17 protein-coding genes are annotated in these 22,043 nt (G+C 71.3%); 10 read left to right on the top strand and 7 right to left on the bottom strand.

The features are described from left to right. Positions 1 to 6 precede the first annotated feature (6 nt). Genes ACNYS0_RS03005 through ACNYS0_RS02980 form a run of 6 tightly spaced genes read right to left on the bottom strand, consistent with a single transcriptional unit; the run spans position 7 to position 7,653 of the window. Positions 7 to 1,671 carry a dipeptide ABC transporter ATP-binding protein gene (locus ACNYS0_RS03005; RefSeq protein WP_422471052.1) on the bottom strand — a complete coding sequence of 555 codons (1,665 nt, stop codon included), beginning with the start codon at positions 1,669 to 1,671 and terminating at the stop codon, positions 7 to 9. Further along, positions 1,668 to 2,972 carry a serine hydrolase domain-containing protein gene (locus tag ACNYS0_RS03000; RefSeq protein ID WP_422471051.1) on the bottom strand — a complete coding sequence of 435 codons (1,305 nt, stop codon included), beginning with the start codon at positions 2,970 to 2,972 and terminating at the stop codon, positions 1,668 to 1,670. Before ACNYS0_RS03000 ends, ACNYS0_RS03005 begins: the two co-directional genes overlap by 4 nt. Continuing rightward, on the bottom strand, positions 2,969 to 4,168 hold the full coding sequence (locus ACNYS0_RS02995) for an anhydro-N-acetylmuramic acid kinase (protein ID WP_422471050.1): 1,200 nt from the start codon (positions 4,166 to 4,168) through the stop codon (positions 2,969 to 2,971). Before ACNYS0_RS02995 ends, ACNYS0_RS03000 begins: the two co-directional genes overlap by 4 nt. 43 nt (positions 4,169 to 4,211) lie before the next feature. Further along, positions 4,212 to 5,111, bottom strand: coding sequence for an ABC transporter permease (locus ACNYS0_RS02990; RefSeq protein ID WP_422471049.1), 900 nt, complete (start codon positions 5,109 to 5,111; stop codon positions 4,212 to 4,214). Further along, a complete protein-coding gene (locus ACNYS0_RS02985) occupies positions 5,108 to 6,112 on the bottom strand; it encodes an ABC transporter permease (protein ID WP_422471048.1) in 1,005 nt (334 codons plus the stop codon). The genes ACNYS0_RS02990 and ACNYS0_RS02985 overlap by 4 nt, the downstream gene beginning before the upstream one ends. Further along, positions 6,109 to 7,653: an ABC transporter substrate-binding protein gene (locus ACNYS0_RS02980; protein ID WP_422471047.1), complete on the bottom strand. Its 1,545-nt coding sequence runs from the start codon at positions 7,651 to 7,653 to the stop codon at positions 6,109 to 6,111. Before ACNYS0_RS02980 ends, ACNYS0_RS02985 begins: the two co-directional genes overlap by 4 nt. A gap of 185 nt (positions 7,654 to 7,838) precedes the next feature. Between ACNYS0_RS02980 and ACNYS0_RS02975 the strand changes: the two genes are divergently transcribed. The 10 genes from ACNYS0_RS02975 (at position 7,839) to ACNYS0_RS02930 (ending at position 21,235) form a co-directional block, all read left to right on the top strand. Continuing rightward, the gene (locus ACNYS0_RS02975) at positions 7,839 to 8,393 is read left to right on the top strand and encodes a YciI family protein (protein ID WP_422471046.1); all 555 of its coding nucleotides are present in this window, start codon (positions 7,839 to 7,841) and stop codon (positions 8,391 to 8,393) included. Between the two features lie 133 nt (positions 8,394 to 8,526). Continuing rightward, on the top strand, positions 8,527 to 9,582 hold the full coding sequence (locus ACNYS0_RS02970; RefSeq protein WP_422471045.1) for a LacI family DNA-binding transcriptional regulator: 1,056 nt from the start codon (positions 8,527 to 8,529) through the stop codon (positions 9,580 to 9,582). A gap of 156 nt (positions 9,583 to 9,738) precedes the next feature. Beyond that, positions 9,739 to 11,217, top strand: coding sequence for an arylsulfatase (locus tag ACNYS0_RS02965; protein ID WP_422471044.1), 1,479 nt, complete (start codon positions 9,739 to 9,741; stop codon positions 11,215 to 11,217). Between the two features lie 141 nt (positions 11,218 to 11,358). After that, the gene (locus ACNYS0_RS02960) at positions 11,359 to 13,683 is read left to right on the top strand and encodes an endo-beta-N-acetylglucosaminidase (protein ID WP_422471043.1); all 2,325 of its coding nucleotides are present in this window, start codon (positions 11,359 to 11,361) and stop codon (positions 13,681 to 13,683) included. Between the two features lie 183 nt (positions 13,684 to 13,866). Continuing rightward, a complete protein-coding gene (locus tag ACNYS0_RS02955) occupies positions 13,867 to 15,174 on the top strand; it encodes an ABC transporter substrate-binding protein (protein WP_422471042.1) in 1,308 nt (435 codons plus the stop codon). Further along, the gene (locus ACNYS0_RS02950; RefSeq protein ID WP_422471041.1) at positions 15,171 to 16,151 is read left to right on the top strand and encodes a carbohydrate ABC transporter permease; all 981 of its coding nucleotides are present in this window, start codon (positions 15,171 to 15,173) and stop codon (positions 16,149 to 16,151) included. Before ACNYS0_RS02955 ends, ACNYS0_RS02950 begins: the two co-directional genes overlap by 4 nt. Then, the gene (locus ACNYS0_RS02945; RefSeq protein WP_422471040.1) at positions 16,148 to 17,026 is read left to right on the top strand and encodes a carbohydrate ABC transporter permease; all 879 of its coding nucleotides are present in this window, start codon (positions 16,148 to 16,150) and stop codon (positions 17,024 to 17,026) included. The genes ACNYS0_RS02950 and ACNYS0_RS02945 overlap by 4 nt, the downstream gene beginning before the upstream one ends. Before the next feature lie 29 nt (positions 17,027 to 17,055). Further along, a complete protein-coding gene (locus tag ACNYS0_RS02940; protein WP_422471039.1) occupies positions 17,056 to 18,492 on the top strand; it encodes a sulfatase family protein in 1,437 nt (478 codons plus the stop codon). A 41-nt stretch (positions 18,493 to 18,533) separates the two neighbouring features. Further along, positions 18,534 to 19,847 (top strand): glycoside hydrolase 5 family protein, encoded by a 1,314-nt coding sequence (locus ACNYS0_RS02935; RefSeq protein WP_422471038.1) that lies wholly within the window; start codon positions 18,534 to 18,536, stop codon positions 19,845 to 19,847. Positions 19,848 to 19,912: 65 nt separating this feature from the next. Further along, positions 19,913 to 21,235 carry a sulfatase family protein gene (locus tag ACNYS0_RS02930; RefSeq protein ID WP_422471037.1) on the top strand — a complete coding sequence of 441 codons (1,323 nt, stop codon included), beginning with the start codon at positions 19,913 to 19,915 and terminating at the stop codon, positions 21,233 to 21,235. Between the two features lie 18 nt (positions 21,236 to 21,253). On the opposite strand, the gene ACNYS0_RS02925 is transcribed toward ACNYS0_RS02930, so the two are convergent. Beyond that, positions 21,254 to 22,042, bottom strand: a complete 789-nt coding sequence (locus tag ACNYS0_RS02925) for an AraC family transcriptional regulator (protein ID WP_422471036.1) — start codon at positions 22,040 to 22,042, stop codon at positions 21,254 to 21,256. Between the last annotated feature and the right edge of the window lies 1 nt (position 22,043).

The raw sequence follows: 22,043 nt of genomic DNA, 5'->3' as shown, positions 1-22,043 counted from the left end.
CGCGGCTTACGGCCGGTGCGCACCCTTGCCCGGGATCGCCGCGATGAGTTCGCGCGTGTACGGATGCTGCGGGTCGTCGAAGATCGCGGTCGGGGTGCCCTCCTCGACCACGCGGCCCTCGCGCATCACCAGGACGTGGTGCGAGACGAGGCGCACCACGTCCAGGTCGTGACTGATGAAGAGGTAGCCGAGGCCCAGGTCGCGCTGGAGTTCCACCATGAGGTCGAGGATCTGGTCCTGGACCAGGACGTCGAGCGCGGACACGGCCTCGTCCAGCACGATCAGCCGCGGCCCGAGCGCGAGGGCGCGGGCGATGGCCACCCGCTGGCGCTGGCCGCCGGAGAGTTCGTGGGGGTAGCGGTCCATGCACGCCGAGGGCAGTGCCACCTGGTCGAGGACGTCGGCGGCCCGTGCCCGGTGGTCGGCGCGGCCGGTGCCGATGCCGTGCACCCGCAGCGGCTCGGCGACGATCCGGCCGACGGTGTGGCGCGGGTCGAGGGAGGCGTACGGGTTCTGGAACACCGGCTGGACCGCGCGGCGGAACGGCAGGAGGCGGCGGCCGTGGCGCTTGGTGACGTCCGTGTCCTCGAAGTGTGTCGTGCCCGCGTCCTGGTCCTCCAGACGCAGGGCGATGCGCGCCGTGGTGGACTTGCCGGAGCCCGACTCGCCGACCAGGGAGACCGTACGTCCGGGGTGCACGGTGAGGCTGAGGTCGTCCACCGCGCGCAGGGGCTCGCGGCGGCCGCGCAGCCGGTACTCCTTGGTGACACCGCGCAGTTCCAGGAGTGGGGGCGGGAGGGGCTCGCGGGGGGCCGGGGACACCTTGGCCCGCGCGATGCCGGGGGCGGCCGACAACAGGCGGCGTGTGTACGGGTGGTGGGCGCCTGCGACGATCCCGGGCGCGGGGCCCGTCTCCACGATGCGGCCCTCGTGCATCACGACGACCCGGTCCGAGCGTTCGGCCGCGAGCGCCAGGTCGTGCGTGATGAGCAGCACCGACGTGCCCAAGTCGCGCGTGAGTGCCGCCATGTGGTCCAGGACCAGGCGCTGCACCGTGACATCGAGCGCCGATGTCGGCTCGTCGGCGATCAGGACGTCCGGGCGGCAGGCCAACGCCATCGCGATCAGCACACGCTGGCGCATGCCCCCGGAGAACTCGTGCGGGTACTGGGAGAAGCGGGACGCCGCGTCCGCGATGCCCGCGCGTTCGAGCAGGGCCACCGCCTCGTCGCGGGCCCGCTCGCCCCGTGCGATGCCGTGCACCCGGAGCGCCTCGGTGATCTGCGAGCCGATCGTGGCGACCGGGTCGAGGTTCGTCATGGGGTCCTGCGGCACCATCCCGATCCGAGCGCCGCGCACCTGACGCAGGACCTTGGGGGACGCGGTGGTGAGGTTCAGGTCGTCGAGGTGGACCGAGCCGCGGGTGATCCGCCCGTTGCTAGGGAGAAGCCGGTTGATGCTCGCCGCCAGCGTCGACTTTCCCGAGCCCGAGGCCCCGACCACCGCCACCGTCTCGCCCGCCGCGAGATCGAGGTCGACGCGGTCCACGGCGGTGACATCCCGGCCAGAGGTCTCGTACGCCACCGAGAGGCCACGGATGCGCAGCGTGGCACCCCCGCGTGTGGTGGCGCCGTCGCGCGGGTCGGCCTCGGCCGGTACGGGAGCGGTCATGGCGACTCCAGGGTGGTGGGTCCGGTGTGTCCGGGTCGGCCTAGGGGCTCGCCTTGTTCCGTGTGTGCGGGCGGGCGGTGCGGCGGGAGGGCGCCCGCCTCCGCAAGGGCCCGTACGATCCCGCGGTGTGCGGCGGCGGACAGGTGGTCCACGGGCACAAGGCCTGCCCGGTCCGTACGCGTGCCGTGCAGGCGCGTGGCCGCGAGGGCCAGGGCGAGCGGTCGGTCGGTGGCCACCCCGACATGCGTTCCGGTGAAGCCGTCGTGGCCCACCATCGGGACCGGACCCCGCGGCGTGTCCAGCGTGAACCGGCGGAAGCCCAGGCCCTGTTCGGGGCTGCGCGAGTCCGCCGCCGCGAGGAACCGGGAGCGTACGGCGGCCGGGACGAAGGACTCGTCGTGCACGAGGGCCCGCGCCAGCCGGAGCAACTCGTCGAGTGGGGCGAACAGTCCCGCGTGCCCGCCGACACCCGCGAGGGCGTGCGCGGCGTTGCCGTCGGCCGCCGCGCCACGGACGGGACCGGTGCGCCAGCCGGTGAAGTCGGCCGTCGCGCAGGGCACGGGGTAGGGGCGACCGGTGTCCACCATGCGCGCCTCGATCCCGTCGCCGTCGCTGCTCACGGCGGCGGCCTCCGGTGGCACGGGCCCGTAGCGGGTGCGGGTCAGGGCGAGTGGGCCTGCCACCCACCGGCGGAACGCTGTGGCCAGGTCCGTGTCCGTGGCTCGCTCGACGAGGCGGCCGAGCAGCATGAAGCCCACGTCCGAGTACGTGCGCCGGGTGCCGGGCGGGGTGTCCAGCGGGAGCCGTTCCGCCAGATCGAGTGCCGTCCCGCGGTCCGTGGTCCGGCAGTACAGGGGCCACCACGGCGGCAGGCCGGAGCGGTGGGCGAGCAGGTGGGCGGCGGTGACCTGAGTCTTGTCCGCGATGCTCGGCCTGCGACGGCGCTGCGGTCGTGAGGCGCTGCCCCACACCCCGCTCCTCAATCGCCGGAGGGGCTTCATGCGGAACCCCGCCAAGTACCGCCCCACCGGCGCGTCCAGATCGAGCCGTCCCGCCGCGACCAGCCGCATGACCACGGCCGTCGTCGCCGCCACTTTCGTCACCGACGCCAGGTCGAAGACCGTCCCGGTGGTCATCGGTTCGCCCGGCACCGGCCCGTCGGGGCGCCGCGCCCAGCCCGTCGCGGCCAGTACGGTGCCCGTGGCGGGGGTCGCCACGCCCAGGCACACCCCGGCGGGGTGCCGGCCAGGGCCACCCGTGTCCAGTACCTCGGCCGCGGCCCCGGCCAGGTCGACCTTCATGCCGCCCCGCCGGTGACCACCAGCCGCTCGGGCCGCACCGGGGGCGTACCGGGAACGGTCAAACCCGCCGCACCATACGTGAGTTGACCGAGGACCCGTTCGCCCGAGGCGCCCGTGCACGCCACCACATTGCCCGGCAGCCCGTGCAGGCTGTGCCAGCCGATGAGGGCGAACGCGAGGGCCTCCTTCGCATCGGACGGGACACCGAGCGCGTCGCTCGGTCGCACCGTGAGCCCGTCGAGCCGGTCCGTGAGCGCGGCCATCAGCGCGGGGTTGCGCAGCCCGCCCCCGGACACGTACAGCACGTCGAGACGTGCCTCGCGCACGGTGCGCGCGACGGTCTCCGCGGTGAGTGCGGTCAGGGTGGCGACCAGGTCGTTGAGTCCGGTGACGGGAGGGCGGCCGGACCGGCTCGCCGCCTTCTTCGCGTACCCGGACACGTACAGCGCGTCGAAGAGTTCCTTGCCGCAGCTCTTGGGCGGTGTGAGCGCGTAGTACGGCTCGGTGAGCAGTTCGGCGAGCAGGGCCTCGTCCACCGTCCCGGATGCGGCGAGGCGGCCGTCGCGGTCGAATCCGTCGGGCGTGTCGGGGGAGTCGGCCACGACCGCGTCGATGAGGGCGTTGGCGGGGCCGATGTCCCACGCCGCCGGTGCGGAGCCGGGGGCGGCGACGGTGAGGTTGGCGATGCCGCCGAGGTTGAGCGCGCCGGCCCGCAGGCCCTGCTCCACGTCGGGCGCGAGCAGCATCCGGTCGAGCAGCGGCACCAGCGGGGCGCCCTGGCCGCCCGCGGCGATGTCGGCGGCGCGCAGATCGCTGATCACGGGCAGCCCTGTGGCCTGAGCGATCCAGGCCGGCTGCCCGATCTGGAGCGAGCCGCGGACCGTGTTGCCCTCCACCCAGTGGTACAGGGTCTGGCCGTGGCTGCACACCGCGTCGGCGGGCGCCTCGGCGAGCGCGGCACTGGCCGCTTCGGCGAAGGCCTGCCCGATACGCGTGTCCAGGGCGCAGGCATCGGCCGCCGTGATGCCCCGCGGGGGCAGCGCGGCCACGAGCTCCGCGCGCAGCCGCGGCGCGTACGGGGTCGAGCCGTGCTGCACGAGGTGGCCGCGCAGCGTCGTACCGTCCTGCGTGAAGTCGACGACGGCGACATCGATGCCGTCGTGCGAGGTCCCGGAGATCATGCCGAGTACCCGCATCGGAGTCCCTTCCCTTCCCAAGTGGCGGTGGCGCCGGTGGTGGTCATCGGCGGCCTCCCGCGCGCGGGTCCAGCACATCCCGCAGTCCCGCGCCGAGCAGGTTGAGCCCGAACACGAACACGATGAGTGCGACGCCCGGCCCTGCGAGCAGCCACGGCGCGACGCTGGACAAGGTGCGCGCGTCGAACACCATCACGCCGAGCGACGCGGCGGGCGGCGGCGTGCCGAAGCCGAGGAAGCTGAGCGAGGCCTCGGTGAGGACCGCCCAGGAGAGGCTGAGCGTGACCTGGACCAGCACGATGCCGCGCATGTTGGGCAGTACGTGGGTGAACAGCGTGGCCAGACGCCGCTGCCCGACGGCGGTGGCGGCGATGACGTAGTCCGCGCGGCGCAACGTCAGCACCGGACCGCGCGCGACCCGTACGAAGATCGGCGCGTACACCACCGCGATGGCGAGGGCGACCGTGGCCCGAGTGCGGGAGAGCGTCGCGGCCAGGGCGAGCGCGAGCAGCAGCGAGGGGAACGCGAACAGCACATTGGTCAGCACCCCGACGACCCGGTCGAGCACTCCGCCGAAATAACCGGCGAGGACACCGAGGGCGACACCCACGGCCCCGGACACGGCGACCGCCCCGCCCGCCACGAGCAGCGAACTGCCCAGTCCCGCGGCGACCCGCGAGAACACGTCCCGGCCGAACTGGTCGGTGCCCAGCCAGTGTTCACCGCTCGGCGCCGCCAGCGCCGCGGCGACGTCCTGCGCGGCCGGGTCGTACGGCAGCGCGCCGAGCAGGCCCGCGGCGGCGGTGACCACGACGAGGAGAGTGAGCACGGCGCCGATGAGCCCTGTCCTGCTGCGGGCGAGCCCTCGCAGGAGGGAGCGTCGGCGGGCCGGTGGCGCGGCGGAGGCGAGGGGCCGGGGCCGCTGGGTCGGCAGGACACTCAACGTGACCACACCCTCGGGTCGACCAGCCGGTAGACGAGATCCGTCGCCAGGTTGACCAGCACGAACAGCACCGCGATCACCAGGACCGTGCTCTGCACCACCGCGTACTCCTTCTGCCCCATGCCGAGCAGCACCTGCCGCCCGATCCCCGGCAGCGCGAAGACCTGCTCGACGACGACGGCCCCGCCCAGCAGAAAGCCGAACTGGAGGCCGCTCATGGTGACGACGGGAATCAGCGCGTTGCGCAGCACATGCCGCACCTGGAGCGCCCGTTCCGGCACACCCTTGGCGCGCGCCGTGTTGATGAAGTCCTCGCCCCGGATGTCGAGGATCGCCGTCCTCGTGGTCTGCGCGATCGGGGAGGCGATGCTCACGCCGAGCACCAGCGCGGGCAGCACCATCTGCTGGAGATTGAGGGACGGGTTCGTGGTCAGGGGCGCGTACGTCTGCCCGTTGGGGTTCCAGCCGAAGGAGTCGGCGAGCACGCGCGCGAGGACGGTGCCGGTGAGGAAGACCGGCGCGGACAGCGCGAGGAGGGACACCGTCTGCGTCGCGCCGTCCCGCAGTGCGCCGGGCCGGGAGGCCGCGAGCAGACCGCCGGACACACCGAGGACGAGGGCCAGCGCAATGGCGAGGACCGCGAGTTCGAGCGTCACGGGCAGGGCGTGTGCGGTCAGCCGCGCGACGCTCTGGCCCGCGTTCGACGAGAACCCCAGGTTTCCGCTGAGGATCCCGCCCAGCCAGGACAGGTACTGCCCGGCCGGCGGCTGGTCCAGGCCGTAGTAGGACCGGAGTTGGGCGCGCTGGGCGCCGCTCAGGTCGCCCGCGTCGGTGCCGTACGCGGCGGTGATCTGGTCGCCGGGCAGCACCCGCAGCACCACGAAGGTCAGCACGGTTACACCGACCAGGGTGAGCACGGCCTCGGCGACGCGGCGCACGACCGGGTGCGTGACGAGTCGGCCGAGCCGGCCCCACGACGAGAGGTGCACGGATGCCGTCATGCGAGCTTCGTCTCCCACAGGCTCTGGAGGCTCGCGTCGATCACCGGCCGGAACCCGTGCACGCGCGTGTTCGTGGCGATGTGGCTGCGCCCGCTGTAGAGCCAGATCCACGCCGCGTTGTCCTCGAGGTTCCGTGAGATCTTGGCGTAGATCTCCTTGCGGGCACTGGTGTCTCCGGTCGCGATGCCCTCGGCGAACAGCTTGTCCAGGGCGGCGGAGTGGTATCCGGCCACCTTGTTGAAGTTGCCGTCGCTGGTGAAGTAGCGGGCGTAGGCGGGGGCCGGGTCGGCCACCGCGCCGTTGAGGGCGATCGCCGCGTCGAACTTTCCGGCGAGCCAACGGTCCACGTAGGCACTGGAGTCCAGCGTCTCGATCTTCATCTTGATGCCGACGTCGCCGAGTTGGGCCTGGATGTTCTGCGCCTCGTCGGTGGCGGTGGAGTACAGGCCCTGCGGGACGAGCGCGGTGAAGGCGAAACCCGAGGGCCGCCCCGCGTCCGCGAGGTGCTTCTTGGCGGCCTTGACGTCGCGCTTCGGGCAGGGGCGGGCGTCGGGATCGGAGGCGAAGGCGGGGGAGGTGAACGGGCCCACGACCTTGCCCTGGCCGAGCGCGGCGGTCTTGATGACCTGCTTGCGGTCGATGGCGCACTGCACGGCGAGCCGCGTGTCCAGCTTGCGGAAGGTGGCGGAGTCGGCACGCAACTGCAACGCGTGGTAGTCGAGTTGGTCGACGGCGTGGATCGCGACGGACCCGGACTTCGCGGTCTTCGCGGTGACCGGGTCGTCGAAGATCGCCATGTCGACGGTGCCGGAGCGCAGCGCCGACGCCAGGGAGTTCTTGTCCTGGATGACGCGGAACTCCAGGGAGCGCAGTCCCGGCCTGCCCCGGAAGTAGTCGGGGTTGCGGACCAGGGTGACGGACTGGTTCGCGGTGCGGTTCTTGAAGGCGTACGGGCCGGAGCCGACGGGCTTGCGCTCAAGGCCGGACAGTGGCTTGTCGGACGGCAGGATGACCGTGTTGACGCTGGTCAGCGCGGTGACGAGAGAGGCGTCCGGCGCCTTGAGCGAGAGGACGACGTGCGTCTTGTCGGGGGCGGCCACCTTGCGCACCGCGGCGAGCGAACTCCGCGCCACGGCCTTGGTGCCGGGGTCGAGGATCCGCTCCAGGCTGTATTTGACGTCGGCGGAGTCGAGCGCGGACCCGTCGGAGAACGTGACACCGGACTTCAGCGCGAAGGTGTAGGTGCGGCCGTCCTTCGAGATCTCGGGCAGCTCGGCGAGCCCCGCGACCGGGGTGAGCTTGTCGTCCTGGTCGAGGAGCGAGCTGTAGACCTGGCCGAGGACCTGCTGGGACTGGACGGCGGTCGCCGTCCAGGGCAGGAGCTGCGTCGCGTCCGCGGTGATCCCGAAGACCAGGGGGCCGCCCCCGCCCTTGGACGACGCGCTGTCGGAACCGGAACATGCGGCCACGGTGGCGAGGGCGATGGCGGCCGCGCCGGCGGCCGACAGGCGCCGCGTCGTGCGGCGGTTTCGTCTGAGCACGTGCGTTCTCGCTTTCTCCGGTGGACCTGGAGCGGCGTGGTGCGGCCGCCTGCGGGCGCGTACGGATGGTGCCGAGAGAACTCAGGCGCAAGGATTTCCAGAAACGGCCCTTTCCATGTGTGTTCCGGACCGGGGAAAGGTCCGAGTGAAGGACGCGGTCGCCGTCCGGAGGGGATGCTGCGGTCATGGAATTCCTCTGCTACCACCGCGACCGCAAGGACTCCCTGGCGCTGCGATACGAACTGGTGGAGAAGCACTGGTCCTACATGGACCGGTACGCGAAGGAGATGATCGCCCGCGGGCCGACGTTCCTGGACGACGGCGAGACGCTGACCGGAAGCCTGCACATCCTCGACCTGCCCGACGCCGCCGCGGCCCGCGCGTTCGCCTTCGACGAGCCGGGCTACCAGGCGGGCGCCTACCGGGACGTGCTGCTGAGACGGTGGCGCAACGTGCTGGGGCGCACCATGTGGGACTTCCCCGGCGGCCGGACCGGGGGCAACCGGTATCTGGTGCTCGGCCTCGGGGCGGAGCCGTCCGCCGACCTCGACCGGGACGAACCCCGTGGCGCACACGAACCGATCGCCTACGGGCCGTTGTTGTCCGACGACGGCGCCGCCTGGCTGGGCACGGCGGCGCTCCTTGGGGCGCCAGACGCGGACACGGCCCGCACCGTGCTGACCCCGGGGTGGTACGCCGACATCGAGGTGCACAACTGGGAGTTCGGCGGGCGGTCGTGACGCGGTCTTCCCCAGTGACGAACTAAAGCGCTAAAGTCGCGGCGCGCACCGGTCCAGCCCAAGGGCCGTACCCAGGAGGCCGGTTGGGAGCGACTGGACCGGTCCCCGCCCTCGTCACCCCGAACGGAGCTCCATGCCCGCACGCCCGCGCCGCCTGACCCTGCGCGACATCGCCAAGCTCGCCGGGGTGTCCGAGACGGCGGCCTCGTTCGCGCTCAACGGCAAGCCCGGTGTGTCGGACGAGACGCGGCGGCGCATCCTCGCCGTGGCCGACGAACACGGCTGGGTCCCGCACCACGCGGCCAAGGTGCTCACCGGCGCCAGGTCGGGGACCGTCGGCCTGGTCATCGCCCGCAGCGCGCGGGACGTCGGCTCCGAGTCGTTCTTCCTGCGGTTCATGACGGGCCTGCAAAGTGTGCTCAGCGAGCGGCGGCAGGCGCTGCTGCTCCAGGTCGTGGACTCCGTCGAGGCGGAGATCGAGACCTACCGGATGTGGCAGGTCGCGGGCCGGGTCGACGCCGTCGTCCTCGTCGACCTGCGCGTCGACGACCCGCGGCCCGACGCGCTCGCCGACCTCGGGCTGCCCGCCCTGATCGCCGGTGGCCCCGACCCCCGCCGCAGGCTGCCCGCCGTCGCGATCGACGACCGGGAACCGATGCGCCGCATCGTCAGCCACCTGCACGCGACAGGGCACGACTCCATCGCCTACGTGTGCGGCGAGGGCGAGATGCTGCACATCGCCCGACGCGTCGACGCCTTCCACACCGGCGCGCGGACGCTCGGTATGTCCGGGCACATGGTGATGTCGACAGACTTCTCCTCCTCGTCCGCCGCGAAGGCGACACGGCTGCTCCTGTCGTCCGATGACCGGCCCACCGCACTCGTCTACGACAACGAGATCCTCGCCGTCGCCGGTGTCGGCGAGATCCGCCGGCTCGGCCTGGCCACGCCCGCCGACGTGTGTGTCGTCGTCTGGGAGGACACCCCCATCGCCAGCGCCATGGAGCCGCCGCTCACCGCCCTGAGCCGCGACGCCTTCGCGTTCGGCTCCGATGTCGCCACCCGCCTCATCGCCATCCTCGACGGCACCGACGACGCCACCGCCGACACCGTGGAGAGCGTCCCCGAACTCATCGAGCGCACCAGCTCCCGCTGCGGCCGCACCCCGCCGACGCAGCGGGCGACCTGAGGCCCAGCAGGGCATTTGAGGAAACCGAACAGGCCGTCCGAGAAGAGACCGAGCAGACCAAGTGGGTGGTTCAAGCACGTCAAGTTGGCTGTCCGAGCAGGCCACTTGAGCAGTTCGAACAGGCCACGTGAGAAGTACGCGAGAAAGGCGACGCCCGTGTCCGCACCGAACATCGTCCTCATCTGCGTCGACCAATGGCGCGGCGACTGCCTCTCCGCCGCGGGACACCCCCACGTACGCACCCCGCACCTCGACCAGCTCGCCGCCTCCGGCACCCGCTTCGGCTCCGCCTACTCCGCGACCCCCACCTGCATCCCCGCCCGCGCCGCCCTGTTCACCGGCCAGTCCCAGGAGCGCCACGGCCGCGTCGGCTACGTCGAGGGGGTGCCCTTCGAGACCGCCCACCCGGTCACCCTCGCGGGCGAGCTGCGGCGTGGCGGCTACCAGACTCAGGCCATCGGCAAGATGCACGTGTGGCCCGAGCGGGCCCGCGCCGGGTTCGACGACGTCGTCCTGCACGACGGCTTCCTGCACCACGCGCGCCGCGAGCACCGCCGCGACTTCGCGTTCTTCGACGACTACGTGCCCTGGCTGCGCCGCCAGCCCGGCATGAGCCCCGATGCCGAGTACGGCGACCACGGCGCGGGCTGCAACTCCGTCGTCGCCCGCCCCTGGGACAAGCCGGAACACCTGCACCCGACGAACTGGATCGCCACCCAGGCCACCGAGTGGCTGTACCGGCGCGACCCCTCACGGCCCTTCTTCCTGTACCTGTCCTTCCACCGGCCGCACCCGCCGTACGACCCGCCGCAGTGGGCCTTCGACGAGTACCTCCGACTCCCGCCGTACGAACCGGTGGTGGGGGACTGGGCGGACGACTTCGCCGCCCACCGCAAGGACGGCGACCACGAGGCCTTCGCCGGCCGGATCGACACCCGGACCCTGCACCGCGCGCGGGCCGGCTACTACGGGCACATGGCCCACATCGACCTCCAGATCCACCGGATCCGCACGGCCCTTGAGGACTTCGGCCTGCGCGACGACACGGTCATCGCGTTCACCTCGGACCACGGCGAGATGCTCGGCGAACACCACCTGCTCCGCAAGGGATACGGCTACGAGGGCTCGGCCCGCGTCCCCCTGCTGTTCGGTGCGCTGCCCGACGGCTACGCCGCCGGGAACGTCGCCGACGAACCGGTCGAGCTGCGCGACATCATGCCGACCCTCCTCGACCTGGCCGGACTTCCGGTACCCGACACCTGCGACGGACGCAGCCTCGTACCGCTGCTGCGCGGCGAACGGCCGGACGACTGGCGGCCGGCGCTGCACGGCGAGCACGTGCTGCTCGACCAGTCCCTCCAGTGGGTGACCGACGGACACACCAAGTACCTGTGGATGTCGGGCGAGGGCCACGAGCAGCTCTTCGACCTCGCCGCCGACCCGCACGAACAGCTCAACCTGGCGGGCGATCCGGCGGCGCAGGACCTGCTGCACACCTGGCGCGGACACCTGATCCGGGCGCTGACCGGGCGGGAGGAGGGCTTCGTCGAGGACGGCCGGCTCGTCACCGGACGCCCCGTGGTGGCCGTCCTGCGCCCCACCCGCGAACGCCTGGAAGCCGCGGGCGCCGCCTGACGCACCCCGCGCCGATGGTCGGCCCGCCTCGCGCCGCGCCGACGTCTGACTTGCCCCGCGCCCACGCCTGACCCACCCGCGCCAACGTCGTGATCGTTCCTGCCGAGATGTCCGCGGCCCTTCCCAAGGAGTGTCACCGCCTTGACCGAACGCGCAGAGCCCACAAGCCCCTTCCACCTCGACCGGCGCGCCGTCCTGCGCCTCGCGACGGTCGCGGCGGCCTTCGGCGCCACACCGCTGCTGCCGCAGGTCGCCCGCGCCGCCTCGGCCCAGGCGGCGGCTGCCGACGCCGCCGCCGCCGAGCCGAGCATCGCGCCGCGCTTTCGCGACTGGCCCGACGACTGGCGCTTCTACATCGACGGCCGCACCGACCTCGACCGGTTCCTGGCGTTCGACTACCGCAACAGCGACCTGAAGTACCACCGCTCCTTCGTGCCCGTCGCCGACCGGGTGGGCGCGGAGCGCGAACAACAGGCACAGCCCGACATCGACCCGCGCATCCAGGTCGCGGACTTCTCCGAGTTCTACGGCCCGATCCTGGAGCGCCCCGAGGTCACCCTCGCCCACAATTTCCGCTACGGCACGGGCCGCCGCGACGTGCACGTCACCCGCTTCCAGCAGTACCGCGACGTCGTCTCGTACTGGCAGGTGTTCAGCGCCGTCCCCAACGCGGCGCTGACCGACGCCGTGCACCGGGGCGGCGGGCGCTGCATCGCCTTCATGTTCAACTCGGAGGGCGCGAACTTCGACCGCGCCCACATGCTGCGCCGCGACGCGGACGGCCGCTTCCCCGTGGGCGACAGGCTCGCCGACATGGCCGTCTACTTCGGCTTCGACGGCTACATGTTCGACATGGAGGGCGGCGAGGTCGCCGCCGAGGACAAGCCGCTCGTCCTGGAGATGTTCCGGCGGATGCACGCCCGCGCGGCTGCGCAGGGCCGGGAGCTGTACCTCCAGGTGTACGCGCCGACCCCGGCCAACTGGCAGACCATCGAGCCGGAGCACGCCGACTACCTCACGACCAAGGGCGCGGCCGACAGCTGGTTCCTCGACTACAGCTGGAAGGACTACCTCGACACCACGCGCGAGACGATCGACAACGAGCGGCTCGACCGGTTCCGGCAGGTCTACTTCGGCATCGAGCTGGAGGGCTACCGCACGGCGCTCGGCGTGGAGACGTCCCGCTCCGACATCTACGACGTGGTGCCCCCGCACGGCCAAGGGCCCGCCCTGGGCAGCGTCGCCCTGTTCAGCCTGACCAACGAGACGACGAAGCGGTCCCTCGCCGCGCTCAAGGAGCAGAACGGCGGCACCCTGCCCGAGGACTTCTCAGTGGTCCGTGACGCCGTGTACGCGGGCGAGCGCAAGTTCTGGTCCGGGAACAGCGAGAATCCCGCGAGATCCGACGACGAGGCGAACACGGGTGAACGCGGCATGGCCGACTATGTGTCCGCCCGCTCCTCGATCACGAAACTGCCGTTCATCACCCGGTTCAACACCGGGGCCGCCGACGTCTTCTGCGTCGACGGGCGCATTGCCTCAGAGCGGCCCTGGTACGACCTGGGCAGCCAGGACCAGCTGCCGACCTGGCAGTTCTGGACCCGCCGCCTCAAGGACGGGCAGCCCGCTGACGGCCCGCTGACGGTGGACTACGACCTCACGGGCGGCTTCAACGGCGGCAGCTCCCTGGTGATCTCCGGCACGCCGGACCCGGACGACCCCACCGAGGTCCGCCTCTTCCGCACCGAACTGGCCCTGCCCCGCGCCGAACCCGCATGGCTCAGCCTCACCTTCACCTCGGTCGCACGCACCAGCGGACTACAGGTGGGCCTCGTGTTCGCCGACCGGCCGGCACACACCGAGTGGCTGTCGGTCGACGACCTGGAGGTCGACGACGACTGGGGACGGGAGTGGGGCTACGGCACCGGCCGGGGCGGCGCCTCCTCCGGCGGCTGGGACACCAACGGGCGGTGGCGCGACGGCTGGCGCACCACGAAGCGGCTCGACACCCCATGGCAGCAGGCCGTGTTCGGCCTCGCACCGTACGCCGGACGCACCATCGAGGCGATATCGCTCGCGGTACGCGCACGGCGTGCCGAGCCCTGCCGGATCGCCCTCGGCGAGCTGACCGTCTCCAGCCTCTCCCACCAGCGCTCCCGCCCGGCCGCACCCCGAGCCCTGAAGGTCGAGCAGCACCGCGTGCGTGCCGACGGACGCAGCGCGGAGGCCCGTCTGACGTGGGAGTTCGACCGTGGCGTCTGGTACTACGACCTGTTCCGCCGCCGTAGCGCCCACAGTACGGACGACATGATCTGGCTCGGCAGGGTCACCGCGGACTGCTACTACGTGGACCACGTTCCCCGTCTCGGCGACGAGAGGTCGGCGGTGCTTCAACTGGTCCCGGTTTCCCCCAACGGGCGTGCCACGGTGGCCGATTCGGCGACCGCCGAAATGACCTTCGGGTAGCGGGGGCCTCCGCCCGGCCGTCGTCGGCGCCATTCGTTCACGGCCTGTTGACCCTGCTGCTAAAGCGCCTTAGTTTTCTTTTCGAGCCACCGGTGGCCGAACTGGCCCGGGTTCGGGCGGACTTCACAGCACGTTCCATCAACTGCACGTCCTCTCAGCAGAGCTGTTCCGGAGATGGAGAAGATGACGATGAGATACGTCCGGCGACTGGCCCTGGCCACAGGTGTCACGGCGTCCCTGGTGCTCACCGGCTGCGGTGTGGGCGGTGGCGGTGGCGACGAGGGCGGCAAGGCCCAGGACGCCGCCAAGGGGAAGATCACCGGCTCCATCAGCTTCCAGACCTGGAACCTGAAGGCCGGATTCAAGGGCTACTTCGAGGGTCTCGTCGCCGCCTTCGAGAAGAAGCACCCCGGCACGAAGGTCAAGTGGATCGACCAGCCCGCCGAGGGATACGCCGACAAGCTCTCCGCCGACGCCGCAGGTGACACCCTCCCGGACGTCATCAACCTCGACCGCAGCACCGCCGCCCCGCTCGCCAAGGCCAAGCTGCTGCTCAACCTCGACGAGGCGGACCCCGGCGCGAGCAAGGACTATCTGGCCGGGGCGTGGAAGAGCAACGACTGGAAGGACGCCGGCGGCCACTTCGCCTACCCCTGGTACCTCAACACCGGCCCGACGCTCTACAACACCGGCCTGTTCAAGAAGGCCGGAATGGACACCAAGAAGCTCCCCACGACGTACGACGAGTACTTCGACCAGGCCATGGAGATGGCCAAGAAGTCGAAGAAGCAGTACGCCATGATCGGGCAGCTGCCCGGCACCGACATGATGGCCAAGTACGGCATCAAGGTCATGAACGACGCCCAGACCAAGTACGTGTTCAACAGCCCCGAGGGCGTCGCCTTCATCAAGAAGTACGTCGAGCTGTACAAGGCCGGAGCGATCGTCCCGGAGGCACTCAGCCAGGACTACGTCAACGAGGGCAAGAACTTCCAGGCCGGACGCCTCGCCTCCATCGGCGGCAGCTCGTACACCGTGCAGGACCTCAAGAAGAACGCCCCGAGCGTCTACAAGAACCTCGCCTACCGGCCGCAGATCACCAACAACGCGCCCGGCATGTACATCCAGTCGGTGGGTGTCTCCGCGCACACCAAGAACTCCGCGACGGCCATCGCCTTCGCCCGCTTCGTCACCAACGCCGAGAACCAGATGGCCTTCGCCAAGAAGGCCGATGTGTTCCCCTCCGGCAGTGACGGCGCCGACGCGAAGTACTTCCACACCGACGACGGCAGCGACGCCGCCAAGGTCCGCGTCCTCTCCGCCGACCAGCTCGGCAAGGCCGTCGAGTACACCTGGCCCGGTACCTCGGAGGCCCAGAAGACCGACCTGCGCGAGCAGATCGCCCTCGCCGTGAGCGGCAAGAAGCCGGTCAAGAAGGCCCTCGACGACGCCGTCGCCTTCGCCGACAAGTCGGCGCGGACCGAGAAGTGACCACCCCCACGAAGACGGTGGGCGCCGCCCGCCGCCTGGTCCGCCGCGCGCCGCAGGAGCGCACGGCGGACCGGGGCCGGGCGGCACCGGCCGGGCACGCGGCCCGGCACGGCAGGCTCACCCCCTGGCTGTTCCTCGCCGTCGCGCTGCTGAGCGAGGGGATCTTCACGGTCTTCCCGTTCCTCAACACGATCGTGCTGGCCTTCACCGACGCCACCCGCCTCAAGGGCGGCGCGTTCGTCGGGCTCGACAACTTCACCCGTATGATCCACGACGACCGGTTCTGGACGGCGCTCCAGAACTCCGTGCTGTACATGGTGATCGTCGTGCCCTGCATGGTGTTCCTGCCGCTGCTGCTCGCCATGCTGGTGCACACCAGGCTCCCGGGCGCCGGGTTCTTCCGGACCGCGTACTACATCCCGGTCGTCTCCTCGACCGTCGCCGTCGGCATCATGTGGTCCTGGATGCTCGACAGCCAGGGCCTGGTCAACCAGACGCTCAAGGCGCTCGGTGTCATCACCGAGCCCGTCCCGTTCCTGACCGAGCGGTGGCTGCTGATGGGCAGCGCCATGTTCGTGACGATCTGGACCGGCCTCGGCTGGTACATGGTCATCTACCTGGCCGCCCTGACCAACGTGAGCAAGGACCTCTACGACGCCGCCGCCATGGACGGCGCGGGCTGGTGGCGCCGCTTCGTCTCGGTCACCATCCCCGGTGTGCGCAACACGATGGTGCTGATCGCCGCGCTGTCCTCGGTCGCCGCCTTCCGGGTGTTCACCGAGATCTACGTCCTGTCGGGCAACACCGCGGGACCCGGCGGCTCCGCGATGACGATCATCATGCTGATCCAGCGGGTCGGCACGGGGCTCGACGCCGAGGTCGGCTACGCCTCCGCGCTCTCCCTCGTCGTCTTCGTCATCACCATCGGACTGATGGTCGCCGTCCTCAGGATGCAGACCCGGGAGAACGAGAAGTGACCGCCACCCACGCCCCCCTCGCGCCGAGTCCCGCCCGCCGCCGCGCCCGCCGACGCCGCCTGACGGGCCACGCCGCGCGCTACGCGGCCCTCACCGCGGTGGCGATCCTGTGCGTCGGCCCGCTGCTGTGGCAGGTGTCCACCTCCCTCAAGGGCAACGGCGTGGACATCTACTCCTCGCCCCCGCAGCTGCTGCCGGAGAAGCCCACCCTGGGCGCCTACTCCAAGGTCGCCGACATCGTCCCGATCTGGCACTACGCGATGAACTCGCTGCTCGTCGCGGTGGCCGTGGTGTGCACCAACGTCATCGGCGCGACCTGCGCGGGCTACGCCCTGGCCAAGATGGACTTCCGAGGCAAGAAGCTCGCCTTCGCCGTCTTCCTGACCGCGATGCTCGTGCCCGGCGAGGTCGTGCTCATCGCGAAGTACATGCTCGCCCTGTCGATGGGCATCAACAACTCGCTGCTCGGCGTGATCCTGCCGTCCGCGGTCGGCGCCCTCAACGTCCTGCTCATGCGCAACGCGATGTCCGGCATCCCGAACGAGCTGGAGGAGGCCGGGATCATCGACGGGGCCAACGCCTGGCAGCGCTTCCGGCGCATCGCCGTCCCCTCGGTGCGCGGCACCATCGCCGTCGTCGCGATCTTCGCGTTCGTCGGCTCCTGGGACAACTTCCTGTGGCCGCTGATCGTGCTCTCCGACCAGAGCCAGTACACGCTCACCGTCGGCCTGAACTACCTCCAGGGCACCTTCGTGAAGGACCCCCGCATCATCGCCGCGGGCACCGTCATCGCGATCCTCCCGCTGGTCGTCTTCTTCTTCGCGCTCCAGCGGTACTTCTTCCGGGGCGTCGGCGAGGGGGCCGTCAAGGGATGACACCCGTACCACGAACAGGAGTCGACGCAGTGCAGCGCAGGCCCAACATCCTCCTCGTCCTCACCGACGACCACGCCGCCCCGGCCATCGGCGCCTACGGCTCCCGGATGAACACCACCCCGAACATCGACAAGATCGCCTTCGCGGGCATGCGCTTCGACCGCGCCCTGGTCAACAACTCGCTGTGCACCCCGGCCCGCGCCGCCGTCCTCACCGGCACGTACAGCCACGTCAACGGAGTCACCACGCTCGCCACTCCCATCGACGCGAGCCAGCCCACCTTCGTCTCCGAGCTGAAGGCGGCCGGCTACCGCACCGCCATGTTCGGCAAGTGGCACCTCGGCCACGGCGAGGGACACGACCCGCAGGGCTTCGACCACTGGGAGATCCTCGACGACCAGGGCACCTACCACGACCCGGTGTTCCTGACCGCCGACGGCAAGGTCCAGTGCGAGGGCTACGTCACCGACATCCTCACCGACCGTGTCACGGCCTGGCTCGACGAACAGCCCGCCGACCAGCCGTGGTGCGCCCTCGTCTGGCACAAGGCCCCGCACCGGCCGTGGCTCCCGCACGAGCGCCACAAGCACCTGTTCACCGAGCCGATCCCGCTTCCGGAGACCTTCGACGACGACTACCGCGGCCGTGCGACGCCCGCCCACCATGCCACGATGCGTATCGCCGACGACCTCGCCGACGTCGACCTCAAGGAGGACCCTCCCGAGGGCCTGGACTACGAGGCCATGGGCCGCTGGAAGTACCAGCGCTACCTGGCCGACTACCTGCGCTGCGTCGCCGCCGTCGACGAGAACGTGGGCCGCCTGACCGACCATGTCACCGCGCGCGGTGAACAGGACGACACCCTTACGATCTACACCGCCGACCACGGCTTCTTCCTCGGCGAACACGGCTGGTTCGACAAGCGGTTCATGTACGAGCCGTCCCTGCGCATCCCGCTGGTGATGAGCTACCCGCGCAAGGTGTCGGCCGGGCGGAGCAGCGACGCCCTCGTGGCCAACGTCGACCTCGCGCAGACCATCCTCGACGCGGCCGGAGTCCCCGCCCACCCGCGCATGCAGGGCATGAGCCTGCTGCCGCTGCTGACCGGCGACCCGCAGGCGGAGCGCCGAGAAACGTTCTACTACCGCTTCTACGAACACGACGACCACATGCACCACGTGTGGGCGCACTACGGCATCCGCACCGACCGTTACAAGCTCATCCACTACTACGCGGACGGTCTCGGCCTGCCCAACACCAACAACGTCACGTACCCGCCGGAGTGGGAGCTGTTCGACCTGGAGGCCGACCCGCACGAACTGCGCTCGGTGTACCACGACCCCGAACACCGTGCGATCCGGGAGCAGTTGACGCGCGAGCTGGCGCGCGTGCAGGAGGAGCTCGGTGACACCCCGTACGAGCGCCCCAGCCCCGCAAAACGGGCGGCCGCACTCGGTCGCCTCTGAACCGGCACACCCCCCCACTTGACCCGAAGGAACCCCGCACGATGAGCCACCACGCGCGCCGCGGCCTGCGCTTCGGCGCCAACTACACCCCGTCCCAGTCGTGGATGTTCTCCTGGATGGGGCTCGACCTCGACGAGGTGCGCAGCGACTTCGAGGGCCTCGCCGAACTCGGCCTCGACCATGTGCGCCTGATGCCGCTGTGGCCGCAGCTCCAGCCCAGCCGCACCTGGGTGCGCCCGCAGGCCGTCGAGGATGTCCGCGCCGTGGTCGACGCGGCGGCCGAGTTCGGCCTCGACGCCTCCGTCGACGCGCTCCAGGGACACCTGTCCAGCTTCGACTTCGTGCCCGCCTGGCTCGACACCTGGCACCGCCGCAACATGTTCACCGACCCGGACGCCGTCGCGGGCCAGGCACTCCTCGTGCGCAGCCTCGCGGAAGGCCTCGCCGACCGGCCCAACTTCCTCGGCCTCACCCTCGGCAACGAACTCAACCAGTTCTCGGGCGACCCGCACCCCAGCCCGATGCGCGCCGACGCCCGCCAGGTCACCTCCTGGCTCGACACGCTCCTCGACGCCGCCGAGACGACAGCCCCCGGCAAGGAACACCTGCACAGCGCCTACGACGCCGTCTGGTACCTCGACGGTCACCCCTTCACCCCGGCCCACGCCTCCCGCGCGGGCACCCTCACCTCGATCCACTCCTGGGTGTTCAACGGCACCGCGCAGCGCTACGGCAGCCGCTCCTTCGAGACCGACCACCACGCCGAGTACCTGATCGAGCTGTCCCGTGCCTTCGCCGCCGACCGGGACCGGCCGATCTGGCTCCAGGAAGTGGGCGCACCCCTCAACTGCATGAGCGCGCAGGAGGCCCCCGGTTTCCTGGAGGCCACGGTCCGCTCCGCCGCGACGACCGCGAACCTGTGGGGTGTCACCTGGTGGTGCTCGCACGACGTGCCGCGCCGCTTCGGCGATTTCCCCGAACTCGAGTACACCCTCGGCCTTGTCGACTCCCGGCGCCGCCCGAAGCCGACCGGTCGCCGCTTCGCGGAGGTCGCCGCCGACCTGCGGGCTTCGCCCCCGGCCGTACCCGAGCGCCCGGCTGCCGTGGTGATCGACGTCGACGACGAGGACACACCCCTGGCCCGCGGGTCGCTCGGCCCCGGGGGAGCCGTCTTCGACACCTGGATGCGCCTGGCGAGCGCCGGCACCCGGCCCGCGCTCGTCCTCTCCTCGGCCATCGACCCGGCCGCACTGGCGGCGCGCGGCATCACCGATCTGCACCGTGTCCCCGCAGGCGGGGAGCGGGCCGTCTACCAGGCCGTGAACACGGTCGTTCCGGAGGATGCGACATCATGAGGGACGACCGTGCCGACGGTCCAGGGGCGCTGCCCCCGACCCCGCTCCTCAATCGTCGGAGGGGCTTGAGCGCGCGGCCCGACATCGTCGTCATCTACGCCGACGACCTCGGCTTCGGCGACGTCGGCTGCTTCGGGTCCGAGGACATCCGCACCCCGCATCTCGATCAACTGGCGGCTGAAGGCGCCCGGTTGACCAACTGGTACTCCAACTCCCCGGTCTGCTCGCCCTCCCGTGCCTCGCTGCTCACCGGGAAATATCCGGTGCGCGCCGGGGTCCAGGAGATCCTCGGCGGCAAGCGCGGCACCCTGGGCCTTCCCGAACAGCCGACCCTCGCCTCCCTGTTGCGCGGCGAGGGCTATCGCACCGGCGTCTTCGGCAAGTGGCACCTGGGCACCGCGACCGGCTACGGCCCGCTGGACCGCGGCTTCGACACGCACACGGGATTCCTCGCCGGATGTGTCGACTACTACTCGCACATCTTTTACTGGGGCCCGGGCAACCCGGTCCACGACCTGTGGCAGGACGGCGAGGAGATCTACGACAACGGCCGCTATCTCACCGAGGTCATCGCGGAGCGCGCCGCGGACTTCATCACCGGGACGGCCGGGCAAGGGGACGCTCCGTACTTCTGCTACGTGCCGTTCAACGCCCCGCACTATCCGATGCACGCCCCGCGTGAGTACGTCGACCGCTTCCCCGAGCTCGACCCCGAGCGCCGCATCATGGCCGCGATGGTCTCCGCGCTCGACGACGGCGTGGGCCGCATCCTGGCCGCCATCGACGCGGCGGGCCGGCGGGAGAACACCATCGTGTTCTTCTCCTCCGACAACGGCCCGTCCACCGAGACCCGCAACTGGCTGAACGGCGAGGAGATCGACTACCAGGGCGGCTCCACCGGCGGCTTCCGCGGGGCGAAGGGCTCGCTCTTCGAGGGCGGCATCCGCGAACCCACCGTCGTGCGCTGGCCCGGCGTCGCCGACTCGGGCCGGGAGGTCGCCGAGCCCGGCCTGATGATGGACCTGCTGCCCGCGCTGCTCGGCGCGGCGGGCGCCGCGGTCCCGGCCGACATCGATGGTGTGGTCCCGGGGTGGGCAGGCGGGCCGGGCGACGGCGAACGCGACCTGTTCTGGGAGTACGGCCCCCAACTCGCGGTCCGCCGGGGCCGGTACAAGCTCGTCCGTTCCCCGCGCGAGGCGCTCGGCGGCCCGTTCGTCCTCGACGAGATGCTGGTCGACCTGGACACCGACCCCGCCGAGACGACCGACCTGCGCGAGCGCGAACCGGAGCTCACGGCCTCGCTCGGCGCGGCGCTCGACGCCTGGGCGGAGTCCTTCGGCTGGGACCCGGGTCCCTGGCTGCCCAACGCCGGCACCGCGTCCGCATAGGCAGGTTCCACGCGGCGTTCACCTCACCCGGCGCCGCCCCCGCACCTCCCGCGGGGACGCGCCGAGCTCTCTGCGGCACGTCTTGTTGAACGCCTGAAGGTCCGGGATGCCCACCGTGGCGGCGACCGCGGTGATCGCGAGCGTGGAGGACTGCAACAGATGCCGGGCGCGCTCCATCCGGCGCCTGCGGATCCAGGCCACCACGGTGTCTCCCGTGTCGGCGCGGAACAGCCGCGTCAGATGGCCGGGGGAGACGCCCGCTGCGGCGGCGATCCCCGGCACCGTCAGGGGCGTCGCGAGCGACCTCTCGATGTACTCCGTCGCCGCCGCGAGCGCCGGATGGGGGCGCCCCGCCCGCTCCGGCGGGCCCAGTTGGGTGGTGTGCCACAGCACCGTCCACACCTCGGCGGAGGCCCGCGCCCGCGCCGTCGGCATGGCCGCCACCGCGCTCCCGAGCAACGTACCGAGCAGTGCCGCCTGCGCCCCGGCGTCCTGCATGACCGGCACCCGGCGCAGCGCCTGCGGATCGCGGCCCGGCAGCCGGAAGTGCGCGTACAGATGCTCGCTGCGCCGCGACGCGTACCGGAAGTGTGCCTCGGTGTCCGGCCGGATCAGGCTGATGTGTCCCGGCCTGATCGGGTGGCGGTGGCCGTCGACCGTCAGCTCGCCCGCGTAGCTGTAGAGGTGCAGCTGCCACAGGTCGGGCAGCCGGAAGGACTCGCGCAAGCCCTGCCCGCCGTGGACGCCGACGCCCGCGCTGACCACGTGGGGCGGCTGGTCCAACGGCAGTGCGACGCTCTCGCTCATG

The sequence above is a fragment of the Streptomyces anthophorae genome (assembly GCF_049310305.1).
Classification (GTDB): domain Bacteria; phylum Actinomycetota; class Actinomycetes; order Streptomycetales; family Streptomycetaceae; genus Streptomyces.
Note: the sequence above shows the minus strand (reverse complement) of the source record. Positions and strands in the feature narration are given on the sequence as shown.

What these genes read in the sequence shown, in the direction of transcription:
- ACNYS0_RS03005 (WP_422471052.1), bottom strand. Translation starts at nt 1,671, where the DNA reads ATGACCGCTCCCGTACCGGCCGAGGCCGACCCGCGCGACGGCGCCACC.
- ACNYS0_RS03000 (WP_422471051.1), bottom strand. Translation starts at nt 2,972, where the DNA reads ATGAAGGTCGACCTGGCCGGGGCCGCGGCCGAGGTACTGGACACGGGT.
- ACNYS0_RS02995 (WP_422471050.1), bottom strand. Translation starts at nt 4,168, where the DNA reads ATGCGGGTACTCGGCATGATCTCCGGGACCTCGCACGACGGCATCGAT.
- ACNYS0_RS02985 (WP_422471048.1), bottom strand. Translation starts at nt 6,112, where the DNA reads ATGACGGCATCCGTGCACCTCTCGTCGTGGGGCCGGCTCGGCCGACTC.
- ACNYS0_RS02975 (WP_422471046.1), top strand. Translation starts at nt 7,839, where the DNA reads ATGGAATTCCTCTGCTACCACCGCGACCGCAAGGACTCCCTGGCGCTG.
- ACNYS0_RS02970 (WP_422471045.1), top strand. Translation starts at nt 8,527, where the DNA reads ATGCCCGCACGCCCGCGCCGCCTGACCCTGCGCGACATCGCCAAGCTC.
- ACNYS0_RS02955 (WP_422471042.1), top strand. Translation starts at nt 13,867, where the DNA reads ATGACGATGAGATACGTCCGGCGACTGGCCCTGGCCACAGGTGTCACG.
- ACNYS0_RS02935 (WP_422471038.1), top strand. Translation starts at nt 18,534, where the DNA reads ATGAGCCACCACGCGCGCCGCGGCCTGCGCTTCGGCGCCAACTACACC.
- ACNYS0_RS02925 (WP_422471036.1), bottom strand. Translation starts at nt 22,042, where the DNA reads ATGAGCGAGAGCGTCGCACTGCCGTTGGACCAGCCGCCCCACGTGGTC.